This window comes from Cupriavidus basilensis (assembly GCF_008801925.2).
In the GTDB taxonomy this organism is placed as follows: domain Bacteria; phylum Pseudomonadota; class Gammaproteobacteria; order Burkholderiales; family Burkholderiaceae; genus Cupriavidus; species Cupriavidus basilensis.
In genome coordinates, this window is record NZ_CP062803.1 from 662,801 (window position 1) to 676,410 (window position 13,610).

The window sequence follows — 13,610 nt, forward strand, 5'->3', positions numbered from 1 at the left end:
GCGTTCTAGCAGCGCGGTGCAATAGTAGGTTCTACGCCGGACAACAGCCACAGGCCGTTTTGCTGGCGGAATTGCAGTGTGGTTGCTACGCACTGCGTGTCTGCGCTGGTGCCGTTGCTTGCGCTGCCGCCACGGCCGCCGGGGGCGGGACGGGGCGCGAAGAAGCGGGCATCGAGGCGGCGCAGCCGCTTGTCGTAGCGGATCTCGTCGATGCGGCCGCTCACCCAGAAGTCGATCCTGGGCGGCAGCTGCGCGGCCGAGTAATACGTCTTGATCTGCCTGCGCACCCGCCCGTTGACCGTCTCGGTCTCAATCCACGAGAGCGGGTAGCGGATCGCGCTTTCATAGGCGCGCAGGGGCACGCGGTGCCAGCCCAGGTCCTTGGAGCCCGAGAGATCGCACGAGAACGTGCGCACCAGCTGGGTCCATTGGTCCAGCGAGTTGTTCGGGCCGAAAGCGCCATGCCAGTGCCGGTCGATCGCCTGCTGCAGGGCCTGCGGATTGGCCTCGCACACATTGGACAGGTCGGCCGGCAGGTACAGCACCTGCGGGCTCGGCATCGGCGCGGTGGCCTGGGCGGCACCCTGCGCCCCCAAGGCCAGCAGTGCCAGGGCAGCGCCTCGGCATAGCGCGCTGCGCGCTGCGCGGGTCATGCGGCGGCCTCGCGCTCGCACATCGGGAAGCCCAGCGACTCGCGCGAGTCGTAGTAGGCCTGGGCCACCAGCCGCGACAGGTTGCGGATGCGGCCGATGTAGGCCGCGCGCTCGGTGACCGAGATCGCGCCGCGCGCATCCAGCAGGTTGAAGGTGTGTGCGGCCTTGAGCAGTTGCTCGTAGGCCGGCAGCGCCAGGCGCTTGGCGGCTTCGGCCGGTGCGTCCTGTTGCGTGGCTTCGGCGGCACCCATCAGGCGCTTGGCCTCGGACTCGTACTCGGCGAAGTGGCGGAACAGGATCTCGGTGTTGCTCTGCTCGAAGTTGTAGGTGGATTGCTCCACTTCGTTCTGGTGATAGACGTCGCCGTAGGTCAGGCGGCGCGTCTTGCCGTTTTCTTCCCACTCGGTCCACACCAGGTCATAGATGTTCTCGACCTTCTGCAGGTACATCGCCAGGCGCTCGATGCCGTAGGTGATCTCGCCGGTAATGGGCTTGCAGTCGATGCCGCCAACCTGCTGGAAGTAGGTGAATTGAGTGACTTCCATGCCGTTGAGCCAGACTTCCCAGCCCAGGCCCCAGGCGCCGAGGGTGGGGTTCTCCCAGTCGTCCTCGACGAAGCGGATGTCGTTTTGCTTCAGGTCCAGGCCCAGCGCTTCCAGCGAGCCAAGGTATAGCTCCAGGATGTTCTCGGGTGCCGGCTTGAGTACCACCTGGTACTGGTAGTAGTGCTGCAGGCGGTTGGGGTTCTCGCCATAGCGCCCGTCCTTGGGGCGGCGCGACGGCTGCACATAGGCGGCTCGCCACGGTTCCGGGCCGATCGCGCGCAGGAAGGTGTGCACGTGCGAGGTGCCGGCGCCGACCTCCAGATCGATAGGTTGCAAGAGTGCACAACCCTGCCGGTCCCAGTAGGCCTGCAGGGTGAGGATCATTTGTTGGAAGGTCAGCATAGGCGAAGACTAGTAAGGGCCTGCACGCAGGCCAGCAAGCAAGGGCGGACGGCGAGGCGGCAAAGTTGCCGCGGCGCCTCACGAAGATCGTGCCAAACCCTGAATTCTATCGGTTTTTTTGCCGCCGCCAGCCATCGGCACGCCCCTTGCATGCGTCAGGGCGTCCAATCCCGCCCGCGGGGCTGGCATGGGGTGTCGGCGTTTTGCAACGAATCGGGTAAACACCGAAGGGTGCTAAAGGCCTGCCGGATACTGGTCGTTAGTGTTTTTGTATACAGTATTAGGCAGAGCTGTGCATAACAGCCGCAACCGTTTGAATCAATCCAGTTACGGGGACACCGGTCATGTCGCTACTTTCTCGCAAGCCTTATCTCGTCGCCATTGCAGTGATGATTGCCGCCGCCCTGGTCTCGGCCGTAGCGGCGTCGACCTGACGACAGGCCTCGCGATGGGGCCGGCGCAGGCCGGCCCGGGCTATCGTCAGCCCTGCCGGCGGCGGTGCCAGGCCGCCAGCGCCAGCACCAGCAGGCATGCCGCCAGCGCCGGTACATTGCCCCAACGCACGTAAGGGGTGAAACCCTGCGTGCCCTGCACATTGGCGGTAAGCGTGCCGACGGTGAAGGTCGGCAGTTGTCCCGCCACCACGCCGTCCGGCGTCACTACGGCTGTCATGCCGGTATTGGTCGAGCGCAGCATCGGCCGGCGCGTTTCCAGTGCGCGCATGCGCGAGATCTGCAGATGCTGGTCTAGCGCGATGGTGTCGCCGAACCACGCCAGGTTGGTCACGTTGGCCAGGATATTGGCCGGCACCTTCTGGCTGCGCAGGGTCTCGGCGATTTCTTCGCCGAACAGATCCTCGTAGCAGATATTGGGCGCCACCAGGATGCCGCGCACGGGCAGCGGCGCCTGGTCCAGCCCGCCGCGGCGGAAATCCCCCAGCGGCATCTTCATCATGTTGACGAACCAATGAAAGCCGAAGGGAATGAACTCGCCGAACGGCACCAGGTGGTGCTTGTTGTAGCGGTACAGCCGTTCGGTCAGCGGGCCCAGGCCAAAGACGCTGTTGGTGAAATCGACCGGTGAATCCGCGCCGGCGGCGCCGAACAGCACGGTGGTGCCGCTAGCCACGGTGAAGTCGCGCACCGCGATGGCGATGTCCACCGGCAGGTCCTGCAAGATCACCGGGAACGCCGTCTCCGGCGTCACGACCAGATCGGCCGGGGCGGCGGTGATCAGGTCACGATAGAGCTCAAGCGAGCGCTGCACGCCGACCGGCTCGAACTTGATGTCCTGCGCCACGTTGCCTTGCAGCAGCCGCACCGAAATGGGCTTGCCGGCAGGCGTGGTCCAGGCGATCGGCACCAGCGCGGCGCCGGCCAGCGGCAGCGCCACGGCGGCCGCCAGGGCGATCGCGCCGGCCCGCATGCCATGCGGGTTGGCGTGCGCATCGCGACCACGGCCAAAGCCACGCACCGCGGTCACCAGCAAGGCGGCCACGGTCGCGGCCAGCGCGCCGATGCCATAGACGCCCACCAGCGGCGCGAAGCCGGCCAGCGGGCCATCGGTATGGGCGTAGCCGCTGGACAGCCACGGAAAGCCGGTGAAGACCACGCCGCGCAGCCATTCCGACAGCCCCCAGGCTGCCCCAAAGGCGAGTGGCGCGAGCCGTGCCAATGAGGTTGTCCGCGTACGGCGGGCAGTCAGCCAGTGCCACGTGGCGGCGGCCAGTGCCGGATAGAGCGAGAGGAAGGCACCGAACAGCAGCACGGCAAGCATCGCCATCCACGCCGGCATCTCGCCATAGACGTGCATGCTGATATAGAGCCACCAGATGCCGGAGAGGAACCAGCCGAGGCCGAATGCATAGCCGGTGGCGGCCGCGCCACGGGTGCGCGGCGCATCGGCGACCAGTGCCACCAGCCCCGCCAGCGCCAGTAGTTGCAGCCACCACCAGGTGTGCGGCGCGTAGGCCTGGGTATGGGCCACGCCCAGCACGGCAGCCAGCAGCAGGCGGGGCAGGCTCACGCCGCGCGCGTCGTCGCGTCCGGCGCTGGCGGCGCCGGACCATGCCTGGACAAGGCGCTTCATGCGCCGTCCATGTCGGGTGGGGTGAGCGGTGCCTCGCGGCGCACCAGCATCAGGTGCGCCTGGCGGGCGTCGGCACGCAGGACCTCGAAGCGCATCGGCGGCAACACCACCACTTCGCCACGATGCGGCACGTGACCCAGGTGGTTGCTCAGCAAGCCGCCCACGGTATCGACGTCGTGATCCGAGAATTGCGTGCCAAAGGTTTCGTTGAACTGCTCGATTTCGGTCAGTCCATGCACGCGCCAGCTGCCATCGGGCAGCTGCACGATGTTGTCGTGGTCTTCGTCGAGGTCGAACTCATCCTCGATGTCGCCCACGATCTGCTCCAGCACGTCCTCGATGGTGACCAGGCCGGCGACGCCGCCGTACTCGTCCACCACCATGGCGATGTGGTTGCGGTTGATGCGGAAGTCGCGCAACAGGATATTGAGGCGCTTGGACTCGGGAATGAACACCGCCGGGCGCAAGGTCTCGCGCAGGTCGAACTCTTCATCGGTGTAATACCGCAAGAGGTCCTTGGCGAGCAGGATGCCGATGATGTTGTCGCGGCTGCCTTCATAGACCGGAAAGCGCGAGTGCGCTGTCTGCCGCATGAAGGGAATGAAGCTCTCCGGCGCATCGGCGATATTGACGGTGTCCATCTGGCCACGGGGGACCATGATGTCGCGCGCGGTGAGTTCGGATACCTGGAACACGCCTTCGATCATGGAAAGCGAGTCGGCGTCGATCAGGTTGCGCGCATGCGCATCCTGGAGCACCTCAAGCAATTCGGCACGGGAGTCGGGCTCCGGAGAGATGAAATCCGAGAGCCGTTCGAGCAGGGATCGGGGACGGTCGGCTGACTTCGAACTGGGATAAGGGTCGTTCATGGCGCGACGAGCGCGGGGTGGATATCGGTTGAAGGATACACTAAAAGGGTTTGGGGGCTGTGATGGGGGAGGTTTGGTGGGGTTTGGAATGGCAACTGCGACAGGAAAACTGGCTTGCGCTGGCTTGACGTCAACTGCTTAACTGCAACTTCGGTTTCACCACCCCTGTGGGGCGGCGACCTACTTTCTTGTCTTGCCAACGGCCAAGAAAGTAGGCAAAAAAGGCGCGCCGGATGGGGCGACTACCTCCTCGGGATTCGACGAAAAGAGCGGCCGGGACCCAAACTCGCATCGCCTTAAGGATCGCCTGAAAAACTCAGTTTCGTGACCCGGGCGTCTTATCGACACCGTCGCGGTTTGGATCTCCGCGGCTCTCCGGCTGGTTGCGTCAGCGCAATCCCGTTCTCTACCCGGTTGGGAGGCCATTCGGCCCCTCAATCGGCGTCACACGCCGTACGCAAGCAGCGCTCTGCGAGCCATCCAGAGATTGCTTAGTGCAAACAGCGTCTTCAGTTGTGCCGTGTTCTTCGCGAGACCTCGGTAACGGACCTTGGCCATGCCGAACTGCTGCTTCAGCACCCGGAATGGATGTTCCACCTTCCCCCGGATCTTCGCTTTGATCGATTCGATCTCATTGAGCATCGCTTGAGCACGATCGCTGAGATCGAGTCTGCGGCGCTTGCCGGGCAGCATGCTCACGTGCCACCTCACCCCCGGTGCAGCCTCGGGCCGCTTGTGCACGCCAACGAAGCCGGCATCGCCAAAGACATCTGTTTCATTGCCATGCAGCAAGCTGTGTGCTTGGCTGATCTCACTCACATGGGCAGCCGTGCCGATCACGGTGTGCACCAGTCCGGAATCCGCATCCACGCCAATATGCGCCTTCATGCCGAAGTAATACTGCTTGCCCTTACGCGTGGAGTGCATCTCAGGATCACGCTCTCCACTGCTGTTCTTCGTCGAGGTCGGTGCACTGATCAATGTGGCATCGACCACCGTTCCCGCTTTCAACATCAGGCCTTTGCCTGCCAGCATCCCGTTCACGACCGTCAATATCTGGGCAGCCAAGTCGTGCCGCTCCAGCAAGTGACGAAATCTCAAGATCGTGCTTTCGTCTGGCAACCGCGCCATGGCGCCGTCCAGGCCAGCGAACTCGCGATAGAGCGGCACATCATGAAGCGCTTCTTCCATGGCCGGATCTGACAGGCCGAACCACTGCTGCAGGAAGTGAACGCGCAACATCGTCCCGACCGGAAATGGTGGGCGTCCGGTCTTCTTCTTGGGGCAATGGGGTTCGATCAGGGCAACCAGGTCTGCCCAGGGGACCACCTGACTCATCTCATCCAAGAACTCGCGCTTACGCGTGCGCTTTGTCGACAGGTTCAATCCCAATTCTCCTTGCTTCATGGCAGCTTCCTCCTGACTAGTGCAACGTAGGGGAAGCGCCACTCGCTGACACGTTTTGCAGAGAATCCTTAAGGCGATACTCAGACATGGGTCCCTCTTTTCCGCTCTTTTCGCCGAATCCCGAGGCGCCCCATACGGCCTGGTACACCTTCACGGCTCGCTTCGCATCGCGCTGGGGTGTTCGCCGGGGGCGGGTCACACTGCTACACCTAGTCTTTGATTTTGGTGCTGCCGTTGGCCAGGTACGGGTCCGGGTAGCCTAGGGCTTGCAGCGTTTCCGTCTCGATGGCTTCCATTTCTTCCGCTTCGCCATCTTCCTCGTGCTCGTAGCCTTGCGCATGCAGGACGCCGTGCACGATCAGGTGGGCGTAGTGTGCTTCAAGCGACTTTTTCTGCTCGCGGGCTTCCTGTTCCACTACCGGGCAACACAGGACGATGTCGCCGCTGACCGGGTCGGACTCGTGCTCGGCATAGGCGAAGGTCAGCACGTTGGTCGCGTAGTCCTTGCCGCGGTAGCTGCGGTTCAGGCTGCGGCCTTCTTCCTCGCCGACGAAGCGGATGGTCAGCGTGGCATCGGCGTACAGCGCGGACTTGGCCCAGGTCTGGACCTTGCGCTGGGTCGGCAGGCCGCGCTGCCCCTTGATGCCTTCGCCATATTGCAATGCCAGTTCCAGGGATGGCGGCGTGGCGGGTGTGCCGGTGGTGGTGACCGCAGGCGTGGCGGTAACGGCGACCGACAAGGCGTCGTGGTTGTCCGGGCGCACCAGCAGGCCGGCCTGCTGGCGGTCGTCGGTGTGCTCGGCCAGCAGCGCGACTACGCCGTCGGCGGCTTGCGACAGGTCCACGGTGATGCTGCGGCCGTCAGGCAGCTGCACGCGCAGGGCGTGTGCCTGGGTCTTGCGCGCGCGGCCTTCGGCGTCGAACAGGATCAGGCTGGCGGGGGAGGAGGACTTTGCGTTCACGATTGGGCGTTGGATTAAGCGTCTCGGTGTTGAGCGTGATATTCGTCATAGGCATCGACGATGCGCGCCACCAGCGGGTGTCGCACCACGTCGGTGCTGGTAAAGCGGGTCATGGCCACGCCGCGCACTTCACGCAGCACGTGCTGGGCTTCCACCAGCCCGCTCTTCTGCCCGCGTGGCAGGTCGATCTGGGTGGTGTCGCCGGTGATGACCGCCTTGGAGCCAAAGCCGATCCGGGTCAGGAACATCTTCATCTGCTCGGGCGTGGTGTTCTGCGCCTCGTCCAGGATGATGAAGGCATGGTTCAACGTGCGGCCACGCATATAGGCCAGCGGCGCGACCTCGATCATCTGGCGCTCGAACATCTTCTGCGTGCGGTCGAAGCCGAGCAGGTCGTAGAGCGCGTCGTACAGCGGCCGCAGGTAAGGATCGATCTTCTGGGCCAGGTCGCCGGGCAGGAAGCCCAGGCGCTCGCCGGCTTCCACCGCCGGACGCGTCAGCACGATGCGCTTGACCGAGTCGCGCTCGAGCGCGTCCACGGCGCAGGCCACCGCCAGATAGGTCTTGCCGGTGCCGGCCGGCCCGATGCCCAGAGTCAGGTCGTGCGCCAGCACGTTGCGCAGGTAGTCGCGCTGCATGGGCGTGCGCCCGTGCAGGCCCGCGCGGCGCGTGTGCAGCACGGGGGATTCGTCATCGTCGCTGCCGGTATCCGCGCTCGCGCCGTCGGGCACATAGCCGCCGTGCGCGGCGACTTGGCGTGCCTCGACCAGGCCGAGCTGCACGTCGTCGATCGACAGGGCGGTGCGGGCGTTGTTGTAGAAGCGCTCAAGGGCCGCCGCGGCGTCGCGGGCGTAGGCGCCGCGCACGGTCATGCGATGGCCGCGGCGCTGGATGGTGACGTCGAGCGCCTGTTCGATCTGGCGCAGGTTCTCGTCAAGCGGCCCGCACAGGTTCTGCAGGCGGGCGTTGTCGTCCTTGGGGGCGACGAATTCGGCTGAAGGGATTTTCATCTGGGTACGAGTGGCTGCAACAGGCTGCATCGGGCGCGGGTTACTGGCGCACGACGATTTCGCCGCGCAGCGAATGCGGGAAGGCTTCGGTAATGGCCACGTCCATCATTTCGCCGACCATGCGCTCGCGCCTGGCCTGGGGCACGCCGGGCAGCGCGAAGTTCACCACGCGGTTGTTCTCGGTGCGGCCGTGCAGCTCGGTCGGATCCTTGCGTGCCGGGCCTTCCACCAGGATGCGCTGCACCGAGCCGACCATGCCTTTGCTGATGCGCTGCACGTTTTCCTCGATGGTGGCCTGCAGATGCTGCAGGCGCCGCAGCTTGACCTCGTGCGGCGTGTCGTCGGCCAGGTTGGCCGCCGGCGTGCCGGGGCGCGGGCTGAAGATAAACGAGAACGAAGTGTCGTAGCCGATCTCCTCGATCATCGCCATCAGCTTGTCGAAGTCCGCCTCGGTCTCGCCGGGGAAGCCGATGATGAAGTCGGATGACAGCGACATGTCCGGGCGCAGCGCGCGCAACTTGCGGATGATGCTCTTGTATTCCAGCACGCTGTAGCCGCGCTTCATCGCCATCAGGATGCGGTCTGAAGCGTGCTGCACCGGCAGGTGCAGGTGGTTGACCAGCTTCGGGCAGCGCTCGTACATCTCGATCAGGCGCGGCGTGAATTCCTTCGGGTGGCTGGTGGTGTAGCGGATGCGCTCGATGCCGGGGATCTCGGCCACGTATTCGATCAGCAGCGCGAAGTCGGCGATCTCGCTGGTGCCGCCCATGGCGCCGCGATACGCGTTGACGTTCTGGCCCAGCAACGTGACTTCGCGCACGCCTTGCCCGGCCAGCCCGGCGACTTCCGCCAGTACGTCCTCGAACGGGCGGGAGACTTCCTCGCCACGGGTGTAGGGCACCACGCAGTAGCTGCAGTACTTGGAGCAGCCTTCCATGATGGAGACAAAGGCGCTCGGGCCTTCCACGCGTGCCGGCGGCAGGTGGTCGAACTTTTCGATTTCGGGAAAGGAAATGTCCACCTGCGAGTGGCCGGTCTGCTGGCGGCGGTTGATCATGTCAGGCAGGCGGTGCAGCGTCTGCGGGCCGAACACCACGTCGACATAGGGCGCGCGCTTGACGATGGCGGCGCCTTCCTGGCTCGCCACGCAGCCGCCCACGCCGATCACCAGGTCCGGCTTGACGGCCTTGAGTGCCTTCAGGCGGCCCAGTTCGGAGAACACTTTCTCTTGCGCCTTCTCGCGCACGGAGCAGGTGTTGAAGAGGATGACGTCCGCTTCTTCCAGCGTGTCTGTCTTCTCCATGCCCTGGGTGGCATGGAGCATATCGACCATCTTGTCCGAGTCGTACTCGTTCATCTGACAGCCGTAGGTTTTGACGAAGACTTTTTTCATGGTGCCGATCTCAGTGGTTGACCTGGGGGCATCAGGGTTTGATGGGGACGAAAGGCATCCGGGCCTCGGCGCGTCGCCGCGCCCCGGACTACGACTATTGCGCTGCTTTTTGTTCCTGCTCGGTCAGCACCCAGGCCGTCAGCAACTGGCCGTAGAGGTCAAGCTTGAACCGTACCGGCAGCTTCTGGCCGGCCACCACCCCGATGGGCAGCAACTGATTGTCCGTGCCGAACAGCCGCAGGCCCGGCGCCACGCCAACGGTCTTGCCGTCCAGCGTGGCCGACTGTGGCGCGCTGGGCGACGGCGCGGCGAGCACCAGCTTGGCCTTGGCCGCGTCCGCGGGGATCACGCGCAACGCCTGCTGCGCATACGCCGTTGCCGGCAGCAGCGCGGCGGGCAAAACAAGCGATGCAGCTAGCAAGGTGGCCCGGACCAAAGCGAAAAGGGCAGGGCGCGCGGCGCGGTTGGCTGGCATGGAGGCTCCGGCGGAAACGGTTCGGAAAACGAAAGCGGAAAACGAAAGCGCTTCGGGTCTACTCCCCGGCGGCGCGGGCCGGGCAACCTGATATTCTACCCGGTCGCCCGCCGGCTGCGCGGCGCTAGAACAGCCCGGATGCTTCCTGCAGCACACGCTGCTTGGAGACCGTGCCCATCAGTTCGCGCCCGGCCGTGTCGCGGATCAGCGGGATCCGGTTGAGCGCGTGGTGGGTGAACAGCCGCAGCGCGTCGGGCAGCCGCGACTCCGGCGTCAGGGTGGGGAAATCGCGCTCGCACAGTGCCAGCAGGCCCGCGTCCGGCTGCTCGCGTAGTGCGCGATGCACCGCATGGATCGACAGCGCGCCCAGCAGGCAGCCATCCGGCCCAACCAGATAAAGATAGCGCGTGCCGGTCTCGGCGAACTTGTCGCTGGCCTGCTCCAGCGTGGCCTCGGGGCCGATGACGGTGTCGGTGGCGTCGCACAGCCCGGCCAGCGTCTGGGCCCGCGCGCGTTCCGCGGCGGCGGATGCCTGGGTGCGCTCTGCCACCACGCTGTACAAGGACAAGGTCTGGCAGCGCGATGCGGTGTAGTAGGCCGCCGCCGCGCCGATCATGCCCGGCAGCAGCAGCGCCGGCGCCAGCGTCATCTCGAACACCATCAGCACCGACATCAGCGGCGCCTGGCTGGTGGCGGCCAGGAAGGCGGCCATGCCCACCAGCGGCAGCAGCGGCGCGCCGCTGCCACCCGGCACGGCGGGAGCCAGCAACTGCCCGAGCGCGGCGCCGACGAACAGCGAAGGCGTAAACACGCCGCCCACCGCGCCCGAGCCCATGCTGAGCACGGTGGCCAGCAGCTTGGCCAGCAACACTGCCGCCAGCGATACGCTCAAGGGGTGCGCCTGCAAGATCGACTGGATGGTGTAGTAGCCGTTGCCGACCACCTCGGGCACCCAGATTGCCAGCACGCCCACCATGGCACCGCCCAGCGCCAGGCGCGGCACCAGGCCGCCCGGCACCCGGGCAAAGGCGCCCTTGGCCAGGCTGGAGGCGCGCATGAAGAGGGCGCCGGACACGCCGGCCAGCACGCCGAGCAAGACCGCCGCCAGCAGCATGGGCGGATGCAGCAGGTCGGCGGGCACGGTCAGGCCGGGATAGAGCGGCTGCAGGCCGCCATGTAACTGGCTGACCACGGTGCCCGCCACGGAAGCCAGGAACAGCGGCATCAGGCGCTGCACTGCCACTGCGCCGAAGACCACCTCGGCCACGAAGACCGCCGCCGACAGCGGCGTGTGATACACCGAGGCCAGCCCGGCGGCGGCCGCGCAAGCCGTGAGCATGCGCCGCAGGTTGGTGTCGCCGTCCGGCCCGCTGCCGCCGCGCGCGGACGGAAACACCGATCCGCACAGGGCCGCGAGCTGGATCATCGCGCCTTCCTTGCCCACCGAGCTGCCGGTGACGATGGAGCAGAACGAAGACAGCGCGCGCAGCAAGGTGATGCGCACCGGCAGGCGTCCGGTGCCGCTGGCAACGGCTTCCATATAGTCGGAGACGCCTGGCTGCGCGGCATTGAGCTTGGCCGCCGCCGTCAGCAGCAAGCCCGCGATCACGCCGCCAAGCGTCGGGATCGCCACCCGCCAGATCAGGGCGAGGCCCGCGAATACCGTGACGATATCGGCATGCGTGCCAAACATCACGTAGCCGCTAGCGTCGAGCGCCTCCTTGAACAGGGTGGTGACGATGGCCGCGGCAATCCCTACCGGGATGGCAGTAAAGAGGGTGACTTCCTGGTCTTCGATGAACCTGAACCGCATCGTGTCGGCATCCGGGGGGCTGGGATGGGCTGGGCCGGGCTGGCGCGCGCCCGCGCGGTGCGTGGGCTCACCCAGGCAGGGGCCAGGCGGGGGATGGCCGCCATCATAGCGCAGCGGCGCGCGCGTCCCTCGGGGCGCCGCGCGCGCGCAAAAGCGCCAGGCTGGTACACTAGCGGTCTTTCCTCCTAAAGAAGCGGGGGCAGTCGCCTCGCTTCGCCGGTCGGTATTTCCGGTTTTCGGTTTTCTCACTCACGTCGCCCCCGCGATTGGCGCACCACATGCGCAAAGGGCGGCCGAAGCGTCAATTCATGTCTTTTTCCGAACTTGGCTTGTCCGACAAGCTTATGCGTGCCGTGGCCGAACAGGGCTATACCACGCCGACTCCGATTCAAGCGCAGGCGATTCCCGCCATCCTGAAAGGGGGCGACCTGCTTGCCGGCGCACAGACCGGCACCGGCAAGACGGCCGGCTTCACGCTGCCGCTGCTGCAACTGCTGTCCGAATCCTCGGCCGGCCGCGAACCCGCGCGTGGACAGCGCCTGCCGGTGCGCGCACTTGTCCTGACCCCGACCCGCGAACTGGCCGCGCAGGTGGAAGAAAGCGTCCGTAACTACGGCAAGTACCTCAAGCTGCGCTCCATGGTGATGTTCGGCGGCGTGGGCATCAACCCGCAGATCGAACAGCTCAAGCGCGGTGTCGATATCGTGGTGGCCACGCCCGGCCGCCTGCTCGATCACCTGTCCCAGCGCACCATCGACCTGTCGCACGTGGAAATGCTGGTGCTGGACGAAGCCGACCGCATGCTCGACATGGGCTTCATCCACGACATCCGCAAGATCCTCAACGTCTTGCCGCCGAAGCGCCAGAACCTGCTGTTCTCGGCCACCTTCTCCGACGAGATCCGTGGCCTGGCCGACCGACTGCTGGACAACCCCGCTTCCATTGAAGTGGCGCGCCGCAATACCACGGCCGAAACCGTGGCGCAGCGCGTCTACCCGGTGGACCGCGAGCGCAAGCGCGAACTGCTGGCCCACCTGGTGCGCGAGAACGACTGGCACCAGGTGCTGGTGTTCACCCGCACCAAGCACGGCGCCAACCGCCTGGCCGAGCAGCTCGACAAGGACGGCCTGTCGGCATTGGCGATCCACGGCAACAAGAGCCAGTCAGCCCGCACGCGCGCGCTGACCGAGTTCAAGGCCGGCACGCTGCGCCTGCTGGTGGCGACCGATATCGCCGCGCGCGGCATCGACATCGACCAACTGCCCCACGTGGTCAACTACGACCTCCCCAACGTGCCCGAAGACTACGTGCACCGTATCGGCCGTACCGGCCGCGCCGGCGCCGAGGGCGAGGCAATCTCGCTGGTCTGCGTGGATGAAATCTCGCTGATGCGCGATATCGAGCGGCTGATCAAGCGCCAGATCGAGCAAACCATCCTGCCGGGCTTCGAGGTCGATCCGAGCATTCCGGCCGAGCCGATCCAGAAGGGCCGGCAGGCACGCGGCCAGGGCCAGGGCCAGGGCAATGGTGGTGGCCGTGGCCGCAGCCAGGCGCCCGCCGGCGGCCAGCCGCGCGGCCGTGCACCGGCCGCGGACGCTGGCGAGCGCCAGCAACGTCCGGCACGCGCGCCGCAAGGCCGCGGCCAGGCTCCGGCCGCTGCCGATGGGCAAGGCCAGCGCCGCGCGCCGCAGGCACCGGGCCAGCGCCCGGCGCAGGGCAGCGGACGGCCGGCTTCGGCCGGGCAAGGCAACCCGCGTAACGGTCAGGCCAATGGCAACCGCACTGGCGAGGCTAACGGCAACCGTGCCGCTGGCAATGGCAACCGCGATCGCAATGGCGATGTCAACGGCAACCGCGCCGGTGCCGATACCCATGTCGCGCGGCCGCGCACCGGGCAGGATCCGGCGGCACGCGGCCGCCGTCCGGCGCCGCAAGCCGCGCTGCTGGGCGGCCAGCGCGCCAAGCCCACGCGCTAACTCCATAACGTTCCCCA

11 protein-coding genes are annotated in these 13,610 nt (G+C 66.2%); 1 reads left to right on the top strand and 10 read right to left on the bottom strand.

Annotated elements, in window-relative coordinates; translation table 11 throughout:
• Positions 1-5 precede the first annotated feature (5 nt).
• The 10 genes from F7R26_RS02965 to F7R26_RS03010 form a co-directional block, all read right to left on the bottom strand.
• On the bottom strand, positions 6-653 hold the full coding sequence (locus F7R26_RS02965) for a hypothetical protein (RefSeq protein ID WP_150988063.1): 648 nt from the start codon (positions 651-653) through the stop codon (positions 6-8).
• Complete coding sequence (glyQ, locus tag F7R26_RS02970; RefSeq protein WP_150988066.1) at positions 650-1,600, bottom strand: glycine--tRNA ligase subunit alpha; 951 nt, start codon at positions 1,598-1,600, stop codon at positions 650-652. The genes F7R26_RS02965 and glyQ overlap by 4 nt, the downstream gene beginning before the upstream one ends.
• A 480-nt stretch (positions 1,601-2,080) precedes the next feature.
• Entirely contained in the window at positions 2,081-3,688 is a 1,608-nt protein-coding gene (gene lnt, locus F7R26_RS02975) for an apolipoprotein N-acyltransferase (RefSeq protein WP_150988069.1), read from the bottom strand.
• Entirely contained in the window at positions 3,685-4,557 is an 873-nt protein-coding gene (locus F7R26_RS02980) for an HlyC/CorC family transporter (RefSeq protein WP_150988072.1), read from the bottom strand. The genes lnt and F7R26_RS02980 overlap by 4 nt, the downstream gene beginning before the upstream one ends.
• A 444-nt stretch (positions 4,558-5,001) precedes the next feature.
• Positions 5,002-5,964 carry an IS5 family transposase gene (locus F7R26_RS02985; RefSeq protein ID WP_150993652.1) on the bottom strand — a complete coding sequence of 321 codons (963 nt, stop codon included), beginning with the start codon at positions 5,962-5,964 and terminating at the stop codon, positions 5,002-5,004.
• Positions 5,965-6,173: 209 nt separating this feature from the next.
• Complete coding sequence (ybeY, locus tag F7R26_RS02990; protein ID WP_416351297.1) at positions 6,174-6,926, bottom strand: rRNA maturation RNase YbeY; 753 nt, start codon at positions 6,924-6,926, stop codon at positions 6,174-6,176.
• 14 nt (positions 6,927-6,940) lie between these two features.
• Complete coding sequence (locus tag F7R26_RS02995; protein ID WP_043343789.1) at positions 6,941-7,936, bottom strand: PhoH family protein; 996 nt, start codon at positions 7,934-7,936, stop codon at positions 6,941-6,943.
• 40 nt (positions 7,937-7,976) lie between these two features.
• Positions 7,977-9,329 carry a tRNA (N6-isopentenyl adenosine(37)-C2)-methylthiotransferase MiaB gene (gene miaB / locus F7R26_RS03000; RefSeq protein ID WP_150993541.1) on the bottom strand — a complete coding sequence of 451 codons (1,353 nt, stop codon included), beginning with the start codon at positions 9,327-9,329 and terminating at the stop codon, positions 7,977-7,979.
• 94 nt (positions 9,330-9,423) lie between these two features.
• Positions 9,424-9,804 (bottom strand): hypothetical protein, encoded by a 381-nt coding sequence (locus F7R26_RS03005; protein ID WP_150993543.1) that lies wholly within the window; start codon positions 9,802-9,804, stop codon positions 9,424-9,426.
• A gap of 124 nt (positions 9,805-9,928) precedes the next feature.
• A complete protein-coding gene (locus tag F7R26_RS03010; RefSeq protein WP_150993545.1) occupies positions 9,929-11,617 on the bottom strand; it encodes a ClcB-like voltage-gated chloride channel protein in 1,689 nt (562 codons plus the stop codon).
• Positions 11,618-11,925: 308 nt separating this feature from the next.
• On the opposite strand from F7R26_RS03010, the gene F7R26_RS03015 reads away from it, so the two are divergent.
• Positions 11,926-13,593, top strand: coding sequence for a DEAD/DEAH box helicase (locus F7R26_RS03015; RefSeq protein WP_193692121.1), 1,668 nt, complete (start codon positions 11,926-11,928; stop codon positions 13,591-13,593).
• The last annotated feature ends 17 nt before the right edge of the window (positions 13,594-13,610 follow it).